The sequence below is a fragment of the Nocardia transvalensis NBRC 15921 genome, assembly GCF_000308875.1.
Classification (GTDB): domain Bacteria; phylum Actinomycetota; class Actinomycetes; order Mycobacteriales; family Mycobacteriaceae; genus Nocardia; species Nocardia transvalensis.
The window spans coordinates 35,967-56,143 of sequence record NZ_BAGL01000076.1 but is presented as its reverse complement, the minus strand read 5'-3'; the positions used below and the strand labels follow the sequence as shown (position 1 = coordinate 56,143).

The 20,177-nt window shown below is 70.1% G+C and carries 5 protein-coding genes; 1 reads left to right on the top strand and 4 read right to left on the bottom strand.

The features are described 5' to 3' along the window. A partial coding sequence (locus tag ON41_RS27355) for a non-ribosomal peptide synthetase (protein WP_051162609.1) occupies nucleotides 1-17,701 on the top strand: 17,701 nt, incomplete at its 5' end. A gap of 79 nt (nucleotides 17,702-17,780) precedes the next feature. Here the strand turns inward: ON41_RS27355 and ON41_RS39345 are convergent. The 4 genes from ON41_RS39345 to ON41_RS27335 form a co-directional block, all read right to left on the bottom strand. Continuing rightward, entirely contained in the window at nucleotides 17,781-18,815 is a 1,035-nt protein-coding gene (locus tag ON41_RS39345) for an NsdA family TPR-like regulatory protein (RefSeq protein ID WP_051162607.1), read from the bottom strand. A gap of 93 nt (nucleotides 18,816-18,908) precedes the next feature. Then, nucleotides 18,909-19,295 carry a VOC family protein gene (locus tag ON41_RS27345; protein ID WP_040750718.1) on the bottom strand — a complete coding sequence of 129 codons (387 nt, stop codon included), beginning with the start codon at nucleotides 19,293-19,295 and terminating at the stop codon, nucleotides 18,909-18,911. Between the two features lie 3 nt (nucleotides 19,296-19,298). Further along, a complete protein-coding gene (locus ON41_RS27340) occupies nucleotides 19,299-19,652 on the bottom strand; it encodes an ArsR/SmtB family transcription factor (protein WP_040750717.1) in 354 nt (117 codons plus the stop codon). Next, a complete protein-coding gene (locus tag ON41_RS27335; RefSeq protein WP_040750715.1) occupies nucleotides 19,639-20,073 on the bottom strand; it encodes an SRPBCC domain-containing protein in 435 nt (144 codons plus the stop codon). The genes ON41_RS27340 and ON41_RS27335 overlap by 14 nt, the downstream gene beginning before the upstream one ends. Between the last annotated feature and the right edge of the window lie 104 nt (nucleotides 20,074-20,177).

Below are 20,177 nucleotides of genomic sequence, written 5' to 3'. Positions count from 1 at the left end.
GATCCTGCGCACGGTCTACCCCGAGGCCGAGGGCGCGGCGCACCAGGTGGTGCTGCCCGCCGCGCAGGCCCTCCCGGACCTCACCCCGGTCGCGGTGCGCCCGGAGGCGTTGCGGGACACCATCGCCGAGCTGATCACCACCGGATTCGACGTGACGGCGGAGGTCCCGCTGCGGGCCCGGCTGCTGCGCGTCGACACGGACGCGGTCGAGCACGTGCTGGTGTTCGTGGCCCACCACATCACCGCGGACGGCTGGTCGATGGCCCCGCTGACCCGCGACGTGATGATCGCCTACACCGCCCGCACCGCCGGCGAGGCGCCCGACTGGTCGCCGCTGCCGGTGCAGTACGCCGACTTCAGCGTGTGGCAGCGCCGCGTGCTGGGCGCGGAGGACGATCCGGAGAGCCTGATCTCCGCGCAGGCGGATTACTGGCGCACCGCGCTGGACGGCGTGCCCGACGAGCTGAACCTGCCCGCCGACCGGCCGCGGCCGACCGTGCCGTCGTATCGCGGTGGGCGCGTGGTCTTCCCGATCGACACCGAACTGCGGACCGCGCTGGGACAGATCGCGCGCGAGCGGAACACGACGCTGTTCATGGTCGTGCACACCGCCCTCGCGGTCTTCCTGGCCCGGCTGTCGGGGACCGAGGACATCGCCGTAGGCAGCCCGATCGCGGGCCGCGGCGAGGCCGAACTCGACGACATGATCGGCATGTTCGTCAACACGGTCGTGCTGCGCACCGAGGTGACCGGGCAGCTGAGCTTCGGCGAACTGCTCTCGCGCACCCGCGATACGGATCTGCAGGCGTTCGCGCACGCCGACATCCCGTTCGAGCGGCTGGTCGAACTGCTCCAGCCGGAGCGGTCGACCGCGCGCAACCCGCTGTTCCAGGTGGCGCTGTCGTTCGAGAACCTGCCCGAGACGGCGTTCGAACTGCCCGGCCTGCGGGTCGGGGCGGTCGAATTCGAGGCCGGTATCGAGAAGTTCGACCTGTCGCTGACCGTCCGCGAGGCGGCCGACGGTTCGCGCATGCTCGCCGAATTCTCCTTCGCGCGTGACCTTTTCGACGAGGACACGGTCGAGGGCTTCGCGGATCGCTTCACGCGGCTGCTGCGGGAGATCATCGCCCGCCCGCAGACGCCGGTCGGCGATCTGGAGATCCTGGCGGCCGAGGAGCGCGACGATCTGGTCGCGCGAACCGGCGCGCCCGCCGTGCCCGCGCGGACCCTGCCGGAACTGCTGGCGGAGGCCGTCGCGCGCGATCCGGAGGCCCTGGCGGTCGTCTATCGCGACACCCGGCTCAGCTACCGCGAGCTGGACGAGCGGTCGAACCGCCTGGCGCGCTTGCTGATCGAGCGCGGTATCGGCGCCGAGGACCTGGTGGCGATCGCCGTGCCGCGCTCGGCGGATTCGTACTTCGCCGAATGGGCGGTGTCCAAGAGCGGCGCGGCCTTCGTGCCGATCGATCCGGCCTACCCGGCCGACCGCATCGCGCACATGGTCACCGACTCCGGTTCGCCGATCGGCCTGACCACCGAGGCGGTCCGCGGCGACCTGCCCGAGTCGGTGGAGTGGCTGGTTCTCGACGACCTCGACCTCGACGGGTTCGACGCCGCGGCCGTCACCGCGGCCGACCGCGTGCGGCCGCTGCGCCCGGCGCATCCGGCCTACGTCATCTACACCTCCGGGTCGACCGGCCTGCCGAAGGGCGTCGTGGTCACCCATGCCGGCCTGGCCAACTTCTGCGCCGAACAGGCCGAGCGTTACGACCTCGACTCCGATTCGCGCGCACTGCATTTCGCGTCGCCGAGCTTCGACGCCTCGATCCTCGAGTTCCTGCTCGCGATCGGTGCGGGCGGTGCGCTGGTGGTCGTGCCCACGGGCGTGTACGGCGGCGAGGAGCTGTCCGAACTGATCCGCGGCGAGGGCGTCACGCACGCCTTCATCACGCCGTCGGCGCTGGCGACCATCGACCCGGCGGGCCTCGACAGCCTGCGGGTCCTGGTCGCCGGTGGCGAGGCCGTACCGGCGGATCTGATCGCGCGCTGGGCGGTTCCGCTGGGTGAGGGTGGCCCGATTCGCTCCGTGCACAACGGGTACGGGCCGACCGAGACCACCATCATGACCAACATCAGCGATGCGCTGGTGCCGGGCGACACGGTCACCATCGGCGGCCCGATCCGCGGCATGCAGTCACTGATCCTGGATTCGCGACTGCGACCGGTCCCAGTGGGTGTCGCGGGTGAGCTGTACCTGTCGGGCATCCAGCTGACGCGGGGATATCACGCCCGCGCGGGGCTGACGGCGGATCGGTTCGTGGCCAACCCCTTCGCTGGCGCTCGGGGTAGTGGTGCGGAGGGCGTCGGGGGTAACGGTGCGGCGCTGGGCGAGCGGATGTACCGGACCGGTGACGTCGTGCGCTGGACCGAGTCGGGCGAGGTCGAGTATGTGGGCCGCTCCGACTTCCAGGTGAAGGTGCGCGGTTTCCGGATCGAACTGGGCGAGATCGACGCCGCGCTGGTGGCGCACGAGACGGTCGACTTCGCGGTGACCGTCGGGCACAAGACCGAGGCGGGGACCACCATCCTGGTCGCCTACGTGCGCGCCGCCGCCGGTCGCACGGTCGACGTGGCGGAGCTGACCGACCACGTGGCCGCGTCGCTGCCGGAGTACATGGTGCCGACGTCGATCATGGTGCTCGACGAGATCCCGCTGACCCCGGTCGGCAAGCTGGATCGCCGCGCCCTGCCGGAACCGGTGCTCGGAACGCGCGAATACCGCGCTCCCGCAAGCGAAACCGAATCGATCATCGCCGAGGTGTTCGCCGATGTGCTCGGCGTCGACCGGGTCGGCCTGGACGATTCGTTCTTCTCGCTCGGCGGCGACAGCATCCTGTCCATCCAGCTGGTGTCGCGGGCCAAGGCGCGGGGCGTGGTGTTCTCGCCGCGCGACGTGTTCGAGCAGCGGTCGGTGGCGGGCCTGGCCGAGGTCGCGGCCTCGGGCGTGGCCGCCGAGCGAGTGGTGCTGGCCGAACTGCCCGGCGGCGGCGTGGGCGAGATCCCGCTGCTCCCGGTCATGACCCAGTTCCTGTCGAGCGGCTCGTCGTACCAGCGGTTCTCGCAGTCGATGACGCTGCGGCTGCCCGACGGTATCGATCGCGAGACGCTGGTCGCGACCATCGGCGCGGTCTTCGATCACCACGACGTCCTGCGCACACGGTTGCTCGGCGACCTCGAAAACGGTTGGCAGTTCGAGGCTCTCGACCGCGGCGCGGTCGATGTCGACGCCCTCGTGCACCGCGTCGAGGTGCCCGCCGGGATCACCGACGACGAGCTGGCCACGCTGTCCAGCGCGGAATACGACGCGGCGCTGGGCCGTCTGGATCCGGCGAACGCCGCGATGGTGCAGTTCGTCTGGTTCGCCTTCCCCGATCGCCGTGACGTCCTGCTCATCGCGGGCCACCACTTCGTGGTCGACGGCGTCTCCTGGCGCATCCTGATCCCGGACCTCGCCACGGCCTGGTCGCAGCTGGTGGCGGACCAGCCGGTCGCCCTGCCCGCGAACGGAACGTCGATGCGGCGCTGGGCACACGCCTTGGCCGACGAGGCCACCGCACCGAGCCGTGTCGCGGAACTGCCGTTCTGGCAGCAGGTTTCGGCCACGCCGGATCCGCTGCTCGGCGCGCGGCCGTTCGATCCGGCGGTCGACACCAACGCGACCGTGGAGCGGGTGCAGGTCACCCTGCCGCCCGAGGTCACCGACGCGGTGCTGACCGCGATCCCGGGCCTCTACCACGGCGGCGTCAACGACGGCCTGCTGTCGGCGCTGGCCATGGCCGCCGCGCGCTGGCGCGGCGACCGGGCCGAGGCGACGCTCATCCGCCTCGAGGGCCACGGCCGCGAGGAGGACGTGGTCCCCGGCGCCGACCTGTCGCGCACGGTGGGCTGGTTCACGACCGTCTACCCGGTCCGGCTGGACCTGGCGGGCGCGGACCTCGGCGAGGCCTTCGCGGGCGGAGACGCGGTGGGGCGCATCGTCAAATCGGTCAAGGAGCAGCTGCTGTCGGTGCCCGACAAGGGCCTCGGCCACGGTCTGCTGCGCTATCTGAACCCGGAGACCGGCCCGGCGCTGGGCACCGTGGGCCAGATCAGCTTCAACTACCTGGGCCGCGTCTCGACCGGCGACGCCTCGGAACAGTTCGGCGAGCTGGGCTGGGTGCCGGTGGACGACCTGGGCGAGCTGGACGCGCTGATGGACGCGGATATGCCGGCCAACGCGACCGTCGACATCAACGCGATCGTCACCGACGGCGAGGCGGGCCCGCAGCTGGGCGCCACCTTCGCCTACCCGTCCGGACTCCTGACCCGTGATCGCGCACAGGAATTCGCCGATCTGTGGGTCGCGGCGCTGACCGCGCTGGCCACCCACGCCCGGCGACCCGACGTCGGCGGGTTCACCCCGTCGGATCTGGCGCTGGTGCGCGCCACGCAGTCCGATATCGAGGGCTGGGAGCGGCGCTACCCGAACCTGACCGAGGTGTGGCCGCTGTCCACGCTGCAGTCGGGTCTGCTGTTCCACGCGCTGCTCACCCAGGCGACGTTCGACGTCTACACCATCCAGGCGGTGGTGCGCCTCGGCGGAACCCTCGACACCGCGCGCCTGCGTGATGCCGCGCAGGCGGTGCTCGAGCGCTACCCGAACCTGCGGACCGCCTTCGTCGCCTCCGACGACGGCAGCTCCGTGCAGGTGGTGCTCGATCGCATCGAGGTGCCGTGGCGCGAGGTGGATCTCACCGGCGTCCCGGCGGACCGCCGGACCGCGGAACTCGATCGGCTCGTCGCCGAGGACCGGGCGACGCACTTCGACCTGTCCGCGCCGCCGCTGCTGCGCTACACCGTCTACCGGACCGCGGCGGACGAGTGGCAGCTGGTCATCACGACCCACCACATCCTGCTCGACGGCTGGTCGATGCCGCTGCTCATGCGGGATCTGCTGGTGCTGTACGCGGTGCGCGGCGACGCCGCCGCGCTCGGCCGCCCGGCGTCCTACCGCAACTACCTCGGCTGGCTCGCCGCCCGGGACAAGCAGCAGTCGCTGGACACCTGGCGGCAGGCACTGGACGGCGTGGACGAACCCACGCAGCTGGCGCCGCAGACCTCGCTGGACGAGACCTTCGAGATCGGCAAGCGGGTCGTCGAGATCGACGCCGACCGCACCGAGCGCGTCAAGCGCCTGTGCGCCGAACTCGGCATCACCGTGAACACGCTGGTCCAGGCCGCGTGGGGCGTGCTGGTGTCCCGCATGACCGGTCGCGACGACGTGGTGTTCGGTGCCACGGTGTCCGGCCGCCCGGCGGAACTGCCCGGCATCGAGACGATGGTCGGCCTGTTCATCAACACGCTCCCGGTGCGGGTGCGGGTCGACAACCAGGCGACGGTCGCTCAGTTGCTGACCGGATTGCAGGGTGAGCAGGCGGATCTGCTCGATCACCACTACGTGGGCCTGCCCGAGATCCAGCGGGTCGCGGGGGTCGGCGCGCAGTTCGACTCGCTGATCGTGTTCGAGTCCTACCCGGTGGACAAGGCGGCGATCGCCGAGACCAGCTCCATCGACGGCATGTCGGTGCTCGACGCGGGCATCAACGACGACACCCACTATCCGATCACCGTGATGGTCACCGCCGAGTCGACCATCGTGCTGACCCTCAAGCACCTGCTGAGCCGCTTCACCGCCGCGGAGATGGAGACGCTGGCGACGCGGCTGGTGCGGATCGTGGACGAGCTGCTGGCCGACCCGCGTGGCCGGGTCGCCGACATCGACGTCCTCGGCAATGCCGAGCGCGATCGAATCCTGGTGGAGTGGAACGACACTCGCCACGAGATCGCCTCCGAGCTGTTGCTCGACGGCTACCGCCGCACGGTCGCCGCGCATCCGGATCGGGTCGCGGTGGTCTACGAGGGCGACGAGCTGACCTATCGCGAATTCGACGAGCGGGTCAACCGCCTTGCCCGCGAGCTGATCTCGCGTGGCGTGGGTGCGGAATCCTTTGTCGCCCTGGGTATCCGGCGATCGCTGGACCTGGTGGTCGCCATGTACGCGGTGATCACCGCGGGCGGCGCGTACGTGCCGCTGGATCCGGACCACCCGGCCGACCGCACCGCGTACGTGCTGGAGACCGCCGATCCGGTGTGCGTGCTCACCCGGGCCGAGGACGAGGTGCCGCTGCCCGAGGATGCGCCGGTCGTGCTGCTGGAGTCGCTGGATCTCTCGGGCCACGACGCGAGCCCGGTGCGCGCCGAGGAACTGCTGCGTCCGGTGCTCCCGGAGCACGCGGCGTACGTGATCTTCACGTCGGGGTCGACGGGCCGCCCGAAGGGTGTCGCGGTGTCGCACTCCGCGATTCACAACCAGACGACCTTCATGCTGGCGGAGTACCCGCTGGGCGTGGACGACGTCTACTTCCAGAAGACCGCGACGACCTTCGACGTGTCGCTGTGGGGCTACTTCATGCCCCTGCGGGCGGGTGCGAAGCTCGTCGTCGCCACGCACGACGGCCACCGCGATCCGATCTATCTCGCGGAAACCATCGCGGCGCAGGGCGTGACGATGACGGACTTCATTCCGTCGATGCTGAACGTCTTCGCCGCGCAGACCGCGCCGGGGTCGATCCCGACGCTGCGCACCATGTTCGTGGTCGGTGAGGCGCTTCAGCCGGAGACCGTCGCCGCGATCCGCGCGGTATCGGACGCGGCGGTGTTCAACCTGTACGGCCCGACCGAGGCCGCGGTGACGATCACCTACTGGCCCGCGACGGGCGAGGAGCGGCTGAGCGTCCCGATCGGCCGCCCGGAATGGAATTCGCGTGCGTACGTGCTGGATTCGCGGCTGCGGCCGGTGCCGGTGGGTGTCGCGGGTGAGCTGTATCTCGCGGGCGATCAGCTGGCGCGCGGCTATGTGGCGCGTCCGGATCTGACCTCGGATCGCTTCGTGGCCAACCCGTTCGGCACCGGCGAGCGCATGTACCGCACCGGTGACCTGGTGATGTGGCACGAGCCCGGCTTCCTGGACTACATCGGCCGCACCGACTTCCAGGTCAAGGTGCGCGGTTTCCGCATCGAACTCGGCGAGATCGACGCGGCGCTCACCGCGCATCCGGATGTCGACTTCGCCGTCACCGTGGGCCGCAAGACCGAGGCCGGCGCGGACATCCTGGTGGCGTACGTAAAGGCGGCCCCGGAGCGCGCCGTCGACGTGAACCGGGTGTCGGAGTTCGTCGCCGGGCGGGTGCCGGAGTACATGGTGCCGACGGTGATCATGGTGATCGACGAGATCCCGGTCAGCTCGGTCGGCAAGCTGGACCGGCGGGCGCTGCCCGATCCGGAGCTGACGCTGCACGAATACCGCGCGCCCACCAGCGATACCGAGGCGGTCATCGCCGAGGTGGTCGCGGAGGTGCTGGGCCTGGAGCGGGTCGGCGTCGACGACTCGTTCTTCTCGCTGGGCGGCGACAGCATCCTGTCCATCCAGCTGGTGTCGCGGGCGAAGGCGCGGGGCGTGGTGTTCTCGCCGCGCGACGTGTTCGAGCGGCGCACCGTCGCCGGGCTGGCCGAGGTCGCCACGAGCGCGGCCGACGCCGAGCGGCAGCGGCTCGCCGAACTGCCGGGCGGCGGCATCGGCGACATCCCGGTGCTGCCGTTCATGGCCTCGGTGCTGTCGAACGCGGAAGGCGGCTCGTACGAGCGGTTCTCGCAGTCGATGACGCTGCGGCTGCCCGACGGTATCGATCGCGCGACGCTGGTCGCGACCATCGGCGCGGTCTTCGATCACCACGACGTGCTGCGCACGCGACTGCGCGGCGACGCCGAAAGCGGTTGGCGGTTCGAGGCTCTCGATCGGGGAGCGGTCGACGTCGACGCACTGCTCCGGCGCGTGGATCTCGCGGGCGATATCGCCGACGCGGAGCTGACGCGGATCGCGAACGCGGAATACGACGCGGCGCTGGATCGTCTGGACACGGCGAATGCGGCTATGGCGCAATTCGTCTGGTTCGCCTTCGAGGGCGACCGTCCGGGCATTCTGCTGATCGTGGCGCACCACTTCGTGGTCGACGGCGTGTCCTGGCGCATCGTGATCCCGGACCTGGCGACCGCCTGGTCGCAGCTGGTCGCGGGGCAGCCGGTGGCGCTGCCCGAGAACGGGACCTCCGTGCGGCGCTGGGCGCACGCCCTCGTCGACGCGGCGGCCGAGCGGACCGCGGAACTGCCGTTCTGGCAGCAGATTTCGGCCACGCCGGATCCGCTGCTCGGCGCGCGGGCCTTCGATCCGGCCGTCGACACCAACGCGACCGTGGACTCGGTGCGCGTGAGCGTGCCCGCCGCGGTGACCGACGCGGTGCTCACCGCACTGCCCGGCCTGTACCACGGCGGCGCCAACGACGGACTGCTGTCCGCGCTGGCCATGGCCGTCACCCGCTGGCGCGGCGTGCAGGCGGGCGACGCGGTGCTCGTCCGGCTGGAAGGGCACGGCCGCGAGGAGGACGTGGTCCCCGGCGCCGATCTGTCGCGCACGGTGGGCTGGTTCACCAGCGTGTACCCCGTCCGGCTCGATCTGGCGGGCGCGAACCTCACCGAGGCCTTCGCGGGCGGCGCGGCCGCCGGGCGGATCGTCAAGTCGGTCAAGGAGCAGGTGCTGTCGGTGCCCGACAAGGGCCTCGGCTACGGCCTGCTGCGCTATCTGAACCCGGAGACCGCGTCCGCGCTGGGCGCCGTGGGCCAGATCAGCTTCAACTACCTGGGCCGCGTCTCGGCGGCCGACGTGCCCGCGCAGTTCGCCGAGATCGGCTGGGTGCCGGTGGACGACCTGGGCGAGCTGTCGGCGGTGCAGGATGCCGAGATGCCGGCCAACGGCGTGCTCGACATCAACGCGATCGTCACGGACGGCGAGGACGGCCCGCAGCTGAACGCATCCTTCGCGTTCCCGGCGGGCCTGCTCACCCGCGAGCAGGCACAGCAGGTCGCGGACCTGTGGGTCGAGGCGCTCACGGCGCTCGCCGACCACGCGCGCGGAACCGACGTCGGCGGCCTGACCCCGTCGGATCTGCCGCTGGTGCGCACCACGCAGTCCGATATCGAGGTGTGGGAGCGGCAGTACCCGGCCGTGGCCGATGTGTGGCCGCTGTCGTCGCTGCAATCCGGTCTGCTGTTCCACGCGATGCTGAGCGCGGCGACGGTCGACGTCTACACCCAGCAGGCGGTCGTGGACTTCGAGGGCGCGCTGGACGTGGAGCGGTTGCGCCGCGCCGCGCAGGGCATCCTGGAGCGCTACCCGAACCTGCGGGTGGTCTTCGTCGCCGATTCGCAGGGCGAGCCGGTGCAGATCGTGCTGGATCGGGTCGAGGTGCCCTGGCAGGAGGCCGATCTCACCGATCTGCCCGAGGCCGATCGCGCCGCCGAAGTGCAGCGGCGGCTCGAGGCCGACCGGCTCACGCACTTCGACATGGGGACCGCGCCGCTACTGCGGTTCGCGGTGTACCGCACCGGCGAGACCGCGTGGCACCTGTCGATCACCGCGCACCACATCCTGTTCGACGGCTGGTCGATGCCGCTGCTCATGCAGGACCTGCTGGTGCTGTACGCGGTGCACGGCGAGACCGCGGCGCTGCCGCGGGTGCCGTCCTACCGCACGTTCCTGGCCTGGCTGTCCGGTCGCGACCGCGACGAGTCGCTGCGGGCCTGGACCCGGGCGCTCGCCGGTGTCGACGAGCCGACTCAGCTTGCGCCGCCACCGAAGTCGGAGGAGACCTACGCGACCGGTCACCGCGTCGTCACGCTGGACGCGGAGTACACCCGCCGCCTGACCGCCTACTGCGCCGACCTCGGCATCACCGTGAACACGCTGGTGCAGGCGGCCTGGGCGGTGCTGGTCGGCCGGATCACCGGCCGCGACGACGTGGTGTTCGGCGCGACGGTGTCCGGCCGCCCGGCCGACCTGCCGGGCGTCGAATCCATGGTGGGCCTGTTCATCAACACGCTCCCGGTGCGGGTGCGGATGGACGATTCCGCGACCGTCGCCCAGCTGCTGACCGGGTTGCAGGGCGAGCAGGCGGACCTGCTGGACCACCACTACGTGGGCCTGCCCGATATCCAGCGGGCCGCGGGGATCGGCGCGCAGTTCGACTCGCTGGTGGTGTTCGAGTCCTATCCGGTGGACAAGGACGCGATCACGGCCGCGAGCGCGATCGACGGTGTGTCGGTGGTCGGCGCCGGCATGATCGGCGGCACCCACTACCCGATGACGCTGCTGGTCAAGGCCGAGCAGACGATCGAGATCGTGCTCGAGCACCTGCTGAGCCGGTTCTCCGCCGAGGAGGCCGACGTGCTGGCCTCCCGCCTGACGACGATCATCGACGGCCTGCTGGCCGGCGGCGACGTCCGCGACCTCGATATCCTCGAGCCGGCCGAGCGCGAACGAATCCTGGTGGAGTGGAACGACACTCGCGAGGAGGTCGCGCCGGAACTGCTGCTGGACGGCTATCGCCGTGCGGTCGCGGCGCATCCGGATCGGATCGCCGTGTCCTACGAGGGCGATACGCTGACCTACCGCGAGTTCGACGAGCGGGTGAATCTGCTGGCGCGCCGGTTGATCTACCAGGGCGTCGGACCGGAATCGCTGGTGGGCCTGTCGATCCGGCGGTCGCTGGACCTGGTGGTCGGCATGTACGCGATCCTCACCGCCGGTGGCGCGTACGTGCCGCTGGATCCGGATCATCCGGCCGAGCGCATCGCGCACGTGCTGGAGACCGCGCAGCCGGTCTGCGTGCTGACCCGGACCGTGGACGAGGTGCCGGTGCCCGAGGGCATCGAGGTGATGAACCTGGACACCGTCGATCTCGACGGCTTCGAGGTCTCGCCGCTCGAGGACGACGAGCTGCTGGCTCCGGTGCGCCCGGACAACCCGGCGTACGTGCTGTTCACCTCGGGCTCGACCGGCCGCCCGAAGGGTGTGGCGGTCTCGCACGCGGCGATCAACAACCAGATCACCGTCATGCTGACGGCCTACCCGATGACCGCGGAGGACGTGTACCTGCAGAAGACGCCGACGACGTTCGACGTCTCGCTGTGGGGCTACTTCATGACCCTGCGCGTCGGGGCGACCCTGGTCGTCGCCACCCCCGACGGCCACCGGGATCCGCTGTACCTCGCGGAAACCATTGCCGCGCAGGGCGTCACGTTCACCGACTTCGTGCCGTCCATGCTGACGGTGCTCGCGACCCACACCGCGGCCGGCGCGCTGCCGACGCTGCGGACGGTGTTCGCGGCCGGTGAGGCGCTGCCGCCGGAGACCGTCACCGCGGTGCACGAGATCTCCGACGCCGCGGTGCACAACCTGTACGGGCCGACCGAGGCGGCGATCACCGTCGCCCACTGGACCGCCACGGGCACCGAGAGCCCGAGCGTGCCGATCGGCCGGCCGGAGGCCAATTCCCAGCTGTACGTGCTGGATTCGCGGCTGCGGCCGGTGCCTGCGGGTGTTGTGGGCGAGTTGTACCTGGCCGGTGACCAGCTGGCCCGCGGTTACCTGCGGCGGCCCGACCTCACCTCGGATCGCTTCGTGGCCAATCCCTTCGGGGCGAACGGCGAGCGGATGTACCGCACCGGTGACCTGGTCGTGTGGCGTGAGGTCGACGGCGAGGGGGTGCTCGAGTACATCGGACGCGCCGACTTCCAGGTGAAGTTCCGTGGTCAGCGCATCGAGCTGGGCGAGATCGAGTCGGTGCTGCTGGCGGAGCCGTCGGTCAGCCAGGCCGTCGCGCTGGTGGTGTCCTCGGAGCTGGGCGATCAGCTGGTGGTCTACGCGGTGCCCGCGCCCGGCGAGCGGATCGATCAGGATTCGCTGCTGGCGGTGGCGGCGCGCAACCTGCCCGCCTACATGGTGCCGTCGCAGGTCATCGCGCTGGACGCGTTCCCGCTCAACCCGAGCGGCAAGCTGGACCGCAAGGCGCTGCCCGCGCCGACGTTCACCCGCCGCGAGTTCCGGGCGCCGTCCACCCCGATCGAGGAGATCGTGGCGGGCGTGTTCGCCGAGGTGCTCGGTGTCGAGCGGATCGGTGCGGACGACGACTTCTTCGCGCTCGGCGGCAACTCGCTGATCGCCACGCAGGTCATCGCCCGCGTGGGCACGGCGGTGGGCAGCCGGGTGCCGGTGCGGACGCTGTTCGAGCGGTCCACGGTCACCGCGTTCGCGGCGGCGATCGAATCGCACACCCGCGATACGGGTGCGCCGGTACTGGGCGAGATCGAGCGGCCGGAGAACATACCGCTGTCGCTGGCGCAGCAGCGGATGTGGTTCCTCAACCAGTTCGATCAGGGGTCCTCGGCCTACAACGTGCCCATGGCGGTGCGCCTGACCGGTGATCTGAACCTGGCCGCGCTGCGGTCGGCGGTCGCCGACGTGGTGGCCCGGCACGAGGTGCTGCGCACGGTGTACCCGGAGACGGAGTCGGGCCCGGTGCAGGTGATCCTGCCGGTGGCACAGGCGGTTCCGGAGGTGGAGTTCGGCACGGTCGCCGCCGCGGAGATCGAGTCCGCGGTGCTCGGCGTGGTGTCGACCTCCTTCGACGTCACCAGCACGGTGCCGCTGCGGGTCGCGGTCTTCGAGATCACCGACGCCCCCGAGGGCGCTCGCGAGTACGTGCTGGCGATGGTCGTCCACCACATCTCCGGTGACGGTTCGTCGATGGCCCCGCTGACCCGCGACGTCATGACGGCCTACGCGGCCCGTGCCGCGGGCGAGCCGCCGAGCTGGGCGCCGCTGGCCGTCCAGTACGCGGACTACGCGGTCTGGCAGCGCGAGCTGCTGGGCAGCGAGGACGATCCGGAATCGCTGGCCGCCAAGCAGATCGACTACTGGAAGTCCGCGCTGGCGGACCTGCCGGATCAGCTGGATCTGCCCGCGGACCGGCCGCGCCCGGCGGTGCAGTCGTTCGCCGGCGCCAAGGTCGCGATCGAGATCGACGGCGAACTGCACGGCGCGCTGATGGATCTGGCGCGCGGCGAGAGCGCGACGCTGTTCATGGTCGTGCACACCGCCTTCGCGGTGCTGCTGTCCAGGCTCTCGGGCACCGGCGATATCGCGATCGGTACGCCGATGGCGGGCCGCGGCGAGCGCGAGCTGGACGATCTGATCGGCATGTTCGTCAACACCCTGGTGTTCCGCACGCGGGTGGACGGCGACGAGTCGTTCGCGGAACTGCTGGCGCGGCAACGGGATTCGGATCTGCAGGCGTTCGCGCACGCGGATGTGCCGTTCGAGCGGCTGGTCGAGGTGCTCAACCCCGTCCGGTCCACGGCGCACCACCCGCTGTTCCAGGTCGGCCTGTCGTTCCAGAACCTGGGCCGCACCAGCCTGGAGCTGCCGGGACTGAGCCTGTCGGGCGTGGACTACGACACCCAGGTGTCGCAGTTCGACCTGCACCTCATCGTGTCGGACGGCTACGACGACGCGGGCGCGCCGATCGGGATGGGCGGTGTGCTCACCTACGCCACCGACCTGTTCGACGCCGCCACCGTGGAGCGGTTCGCCGAGCGCTTCGTGCGGCTGCTGCGCAAGATCGTGGCCGCGCCGACCGACGCGGTGGGCGATATCGAACTGCTGGCCGACGGTGAGCGGGCCGCCCTGATCATGGGCCACAACGCGACCGGGCACGAGGTGGATCGGTCGCTGACACTGGTCTCGCTGCTGGACCGCACGGTCGCGGCGACGCCGGAGGCCGTGGCGCTGGTCGGGCCGGACGGTACCGCGATCACCTACGCCGAACTCGGCGAGCGGGTGAACCGCCTGGCGCGGCACCTGATCTCGGAGGGTGTCGGACCGGAATCGCGGGTGGCGCTGGCCTTCCGGCGCTCGGTGGACCTGGTGGTCGCGATGTACGCGGTGTCGGTCGCCGGTGGCGCGTACGTGCCGGTGGATCCGGATCAGCCCGGCGAGCGCGTGGGCTACATCCTCGAGACCGCCGAGCCGGTGCGTGTCCTCACCTCGGCCGCGGCCGGATTCGAGGCTCCCGCCGCGATCGCGGACAAGGTGCTGCGGATCGACGAGCTGGATCTCTCGGCGCTGCCGGGCGAGCCGGTGACCGATGCGGAGCGCGTTGCCCCGCTGCGCCCGGAGAACACGGCGTACGTGATCTTCACGTCGGGTTCGACGGGCCGCCCGAAGGGTGTAGCGGTGCCGCACGCCGCGATCGTCAACCAGTTGCTCTGGGAGACCGCGGAATTCGGGCTCGGCGCCGACGACGCGGTGTTGCTGAAGACCGCGGCGACCTTCGACCTCTCGGTGTGGGAGTTCTGGACCGCCGCCGTCTGCGGTGGCCGCCTGGTGATCGCCACCGCCGACGGGCATCAGGATCCGGAGTACCTGAACGACCTGATGCGCCGCGAGTCGGTGACCACACTGCACGTGGTGCCCTCGATGCTGGACGCGCTGCTCACCGAATCCGGTGGGGCGCTGGGTGATTCGCTACTCCGGGTGCTGGCCATCGGTGAGGCGCTGCCGGGTGCGACCGCGCAGCGGTTCCGGCGCGGCAACCCGAAGGCGGGCCTGTTCAACCTGTACGGCCCGACCGAGGCGGCGGTGTCGATCACCAGCCACGAGGTCACCGCGGCCGATACGGCGTCGGTGCCGATCGGTGCGCCGGACTGGAACAGCCGGGTCTACGTGCTGGATTCGCGGCTGCGGCCAGTGCCGGCCGGTGTGCCGGGCGAGCTGTACCTCGCCGGTGCGCAGCTTGCGCGAGGCTACTTCGGCCGCGCGGATCTGAGTGCGGAACGGTTCGTGGCCAATCCGTTCGAGCCGGGCACCCGGATGTACCGCACGGGCGACCTCGTCGCCTGGCGGGCGGACGGCGAGCTGGACTACCGGGGCCGCACCGACTTCCAGGTGAAGATCCGCGGCTTCCGCATCGAACTGGGCGAGATCGAGGCCGCGATTCTGGCGCTGCCCGAGGTGGCGCAGACCGCGGTGCTGGCCAAATCCGATGCGCGGCTTGGTGATCGCCTGGTGGGTTACCTTGTGCCGACGCGCTCCGTGTCCTCAGCTACCCAGGACACCGCCGGACTCGCCGCACTGGACGTCGAGCGGGTTCGCACCGCACTCGCGGCCGCACTGCCGTCGTACATGGTGCCTGCGGCGTTCGTGGTGCTGGAGGCGTTGCCGCTCAACGTGAACGGCAAGCTCGACCGCAAGGCGCTGCCGGAACCCGAGTTCGAGACCACGGCCTACCGCGCTCCGTCGACGCCGGTGGAGCACACGCTCGCCGAGGTGTTCGCCGATGTGCTGGGCCGCGAGGAGATCGGCGTCGACGACGACTTCTTCGGCGTCGGCGGCAACAGCATCCTGTCGATCCAGCTGGTGTCGCGGGCGAAGGCGCGCGGTGTGCGGTTCGGCGCGCGGGATGTGTTCGAGCGCAGGACCATCGCCGGTCTGGCGGCGGTCGCACGGCTCGGCGGCGACGAGCCGGAACTGCCGACCGGTCCGCTGGTGGAGGTCGAGCCGGCCGATGCCCAGGCGTGGGAGCGGACCTATCCGAGCATGACCGAGGTGTGGCCGCTGTCGCCGCTGCAGTCGGGTCTGCTGTTCCACGCGATGATGACCCAGTCCACCGTCGACATCTACAGCCAGCAGGCCGCCATCGACTTCACCGGCGACCTGGATGTGGAGCGGCTGCGGACCGCGGCGCAGGCCATGATCGACCGCTACCCGAACCTGCGGGTCGCGTTCACCACCGATTCGGCGGGTCAGCCGGTGCAGATCGTGCTCGACAGCGTCGAGGTGCCGTGGCGCACAGTCGATCTCACCGAGATCGCCGAGGCCGAGCGCGACGCCGAGCTGGAGCGGCAGATGGTCGAGGAGCGGGCCGCCCGCTTCGATATGGCCACCGCGCCGCAACTGCGGTTCGTGGTGTTCCGGACCGGTGCGGATACCTGGCGGCTGGCCGTCACCGCGCACCACATCCTGTTCGACGGCTGGTCGATGCCGCTGCTGATGCGGGATCTGCTGGTGCTGTACGCGGTGCGTGGCGACCGGACGGTGCTCCCCGAGCCCGTGTCCTACCGGGACTTCCTGGCCTGGTTGACGACCCGGGACAAGGAGGCGTCGCTGGCGGCCTGGGCCGAGGCCCTCGCCGGGGTCGACGAGCCGACGCAGATCGCGCCGCAGCCGAAGTCGGTGGAGAGCTACCAGATCGCCAAGGTGCACACCGAACTCGACGCCGAGCGGACGTTGCAGCTGACGAAGTTCTGCGCGGGCCTGGGGATCACTGTGAATACTTTGATCCAGGCCGCGTGGGGCGTGCTGCTCGGCCGCCTCACCGGACGTGACGATGTGGTGTTCGGCGCGACCGTGTCCGGTCGTCCGCCGGAACTGCCCGGTATCGAGTCGATGGTGGGTCTGTTCATCAACACGCTGCCGGTGCGGGTGCGGGCCGACGGCCGCCGTTCGGTCGCCGACCTGCTGACCGGATTGCAGAGTGAGCAGGCTTCGCTGCTCGATCACCACTACGTCGGTCTGCCCGATATCCAGCGGGTTGCGGGTGCCGCGGCCGGATTCGATTCGCTGGTGGTGTTCGAGTCCTATCCGGTGGATCGGGAGGCGATCGCGGCGGCGAGTTCCATCGACGGCGTCTCGGTGACCGGTGTCGGCTTCGAGGGCGGTACCCACTACCCGCTGACGCTGACGGTGACCGACGAGGCCACGATCGGGCTGAGCCTGGAGTACCTCACCAACCGGTTCACCCAGGACGAGATGCAGACGATGTCCAACCGCCTGCGGTGGGTCCTGGAGTCGCTGGTGCACGATCCGCAGGCGCCGGTCGGGGACATCGAGATCCTCGACGAGTCCGAGCGGGCCCGGATTCTGGCGGAATCCGGTGTGGCGGGCGCGGATTCGGCGCAGCCGTCCCGGGTCGGCGCGCGCACGGTGGCCAAGGCGCTGGGCGAGGTCGTGGAGGAGGATCCGGAGGCGCCGGCGTTGCTGTCCGGCGAGGACGAGATTCCGTACCACGTGGTGGATTCGCGGTCCTCGCAGCTGGCGCGGGTGCTGATCGACCGCGGGGTGGGCCCCGGCGATATCGTCGCCGTCGCCCTGCCGCGCTCGGTCGACGCGGTGGTCGCGGTGTGGGCGGTCCAGAAGGCCGGCGCCGCATCGTTGTTCGCCGACGGCCTGTCCTTCGGTGAGATCGTCTCCGCCGGAGCCGGATTCGGCATCACGATGGAACCGGCGGCCAGCTCGCTGCGCTGGCTGGTGCCCTCGGATCCGAAGGTGCGCGCGGAACTCGCGGCGGCGGCGACCCACCCGGTCTCCTACGCCGACCGCGTCCGCCCGCTGCACGAGGACCACCCGGCCTTCGTGCTCCGGGCCGGCGACGCCTGGACCACCCTCACCCAGGACGAGGCCCTCGACCGCGCCGACGCCCTCCGCGAGGAGAACGAGATCGACTACGAGTCGACCACGTTCACCACCGCCACCGGCGGCCTCCCCGCCGTCTCCGAGTTCCTGGCCTCCGCCACCGCGGGCGCCCTCTCGGTGGTCCCCACCGGCGACACCCCCACGGACATCGCCGACGGCGAGGTAACCCACTGGTTCGTCACCCCCGGCGAATCAACCGACCCCGCCGACGACGAGGTCCGCACCATCACCACGGAGTGACCGTTCCGGCCGGTGCGGGATGTGCATAATCCCGCACCGGCCCGGATACGGTGTGGCCCAGGAAATCCCCGCCGAGTTGCTAGGAGATCCTCGACGGCCGACTCGTCGTGGCCGTCGCTCGGCACTCGTCGAGCTGATCGACGTACCAGCGCATCCACTCCGAGTCGCGGGTCTCCCGGTCCAGCCCGGCCAGCCCCGTGGTCAGTACGTCGACGGCCTTGCGCCGATACCGTGCCCGGCCGGATTCCGCGAGGTACTTGTAAGCCAGTCCGCGTTGCAGCACAAGCAGATCCGTGCTGTGGAAGTACAACCACGGCGGAATGCGGTCCGAGTCCTCGGCGGCGCGCACCGCGTAGTCGTCGGCGTCATCCAGCATCCGCTCGGCTTCCTCGGCCTCGCCGACGAGAGCATGACCACGCGCCTCCTGCTGAGCGGCGACGGCGAGCACGGCGGGGGATGCTCGCTCATACCGCCCGGCGGCCTCCGAGAGCCCGATCATCGGACCGAATTCGTCCTCGGTCCACGCCCGATGCCCTTTGGCACCGAGCGTCGTAGAGATCAGGTCCGGGTCATCCAGCTCCACCGACCACTCCAGCATCCGATCGTGCATGATCCGGGCCACAGCGTGCCGCTTGGTGGTCGTATTCAACCAGCCCGCCAATTGCAGCCATTGCGCCCCGGCATTCAGCACAGCAGGCCGAATCGAGCCCTGCGCTTCCCGAACAAGCCGCTCGACAACGCGCACAGTCTCATTCACGGCCGGAAGCACCGCCTCCGAACCCATCGAATCATCGAGTTTCCGCCAATCCGCCAACACGACGGCCAGCTCATCGAGGGCCTTCCGATCGGCACGCCTCGGATGTGCGGCGATGTACGCCAGCCGTTCGGTGTCAACGATTTCTGCATCAATCGGAGTCGGATCCGCCGACGCATCGACCGGAATCGCGGCCTCGAATCGGTTGCGCTGCTCTGGATTCAGGCCCCGCAGAAGCGTATCCATGGCTTCCGCGTACTGACCTCGGAGTGTGATAGTCGCGCGCCGGGCTTCCCACCGCAGCGCTTCGAGCCGAAGCGCCCGCACCTCGACGCCCGTCCACTTCGTCACAACGATCACAGCCCGCGTACCTGCCCCTCCGCGCCGATTACCCGCACCACCAGCGTAGATGTCCCAGAGCAGTTCCATGCCCTCGAGGGCTCGAGCGTCGATTCAATCGTTGTCGGGAAGACGGACGATGTGGGGGATGCCAGCCGGATTGCTGATCCAGTGGGCGTTCATGCTTGCGGGGAGTGGTTCCAGTTCATCCTGTACGGGGATGCCGTGGGCGGCAAGGTGTTCGGTTGCGCGGTCGACGTCGTCGGTGAACAGTTCCAGCCAGAGGTCGGCGCGTGCGTAGTTGTCGATGCGGTCGAGCCACAGTGTTACGGGCCCGAACCGGACGGCGGCGCTCTGGATCACTCCTTCGGTGACGGATTCGCCGGTGTCCTCGGTGACTTCCATACCCATGACGTCACGGTAGAAGGCGACCGTCCGGTCGAACTGTGCCCGAGGGAGTTTCATGGCTATGTTGTGTCCGCCGGTGAATGTGGGGGTCATGGGTCAGTTCTCCTCCGTCTGATCGAGGTGGTCCTGGAGGGCGCTCAGGCGGCTGTCCCAGGTGTGCGCGAGCGCCGCGAGGAACGACTGGGCCACGGCCACCGGTTGGGTCCGCAGGCGATAGCGAATCCGGCGCCGTTCTCCGGGTTCGGCGCCGACGAGTTCGGCATCGGCCAGGAGGCCGAGGTGTTTGGCGATCGCCTGTCGCGAGATGGGTAGCCGGACAGCCAGATCGGTCGCGGTCGCCGGGCCGTGCGCGGCGAGTTCGGCGAGGAGTGCGCGGCGTGTCGGATCCGCCAGCGCGGTGAATACCTGCTCGGCGATCAGCTCGGTATCGAGATCGTCAGGCCGCGACATCGAGGTACTCGGCCAGCTCGGCGAGCTCCGTCGCCCACCCTTTGACATTGCCCTCGTACGCGCCGCCCACATGGTCGGGCAGTTGCGCGAAGCCGCTCTCGACAACCCGGAGCCGGGTGCCGCTCGGCGTCGGGATCAGCGAGAACTCCACGCGCGTCCGGCGTGGATCACCGTCCGGCAGCCCTTCGATCGCCCAGGTGAATGCGAACCGGCGAGGCGGCTCGACGATCTGGATCCGCAGAATGTGCGGTCCGTCCGTATCCCACCACGCCCGCACTGTTCCGCCCGGGCGCAGGTCATCGATCTCGGCTCGGGAACCGAACCAACTTCCGAGACCTTTCGGTGTGGTCAAGGCCTCCCACACCTTCTCGGGTGGGTGATGAAATTCGAGATCACGCTCGATGCGATCAAGTAGCGGCACCGCAACCTCCGGGGTATAGCAACCAGTGAGTTGCGATAAATCTATCGCAACCGATATGTTGCAACAAGGCCGGTGCGGACGCGAATGTCGTCCTGCACCGGCCG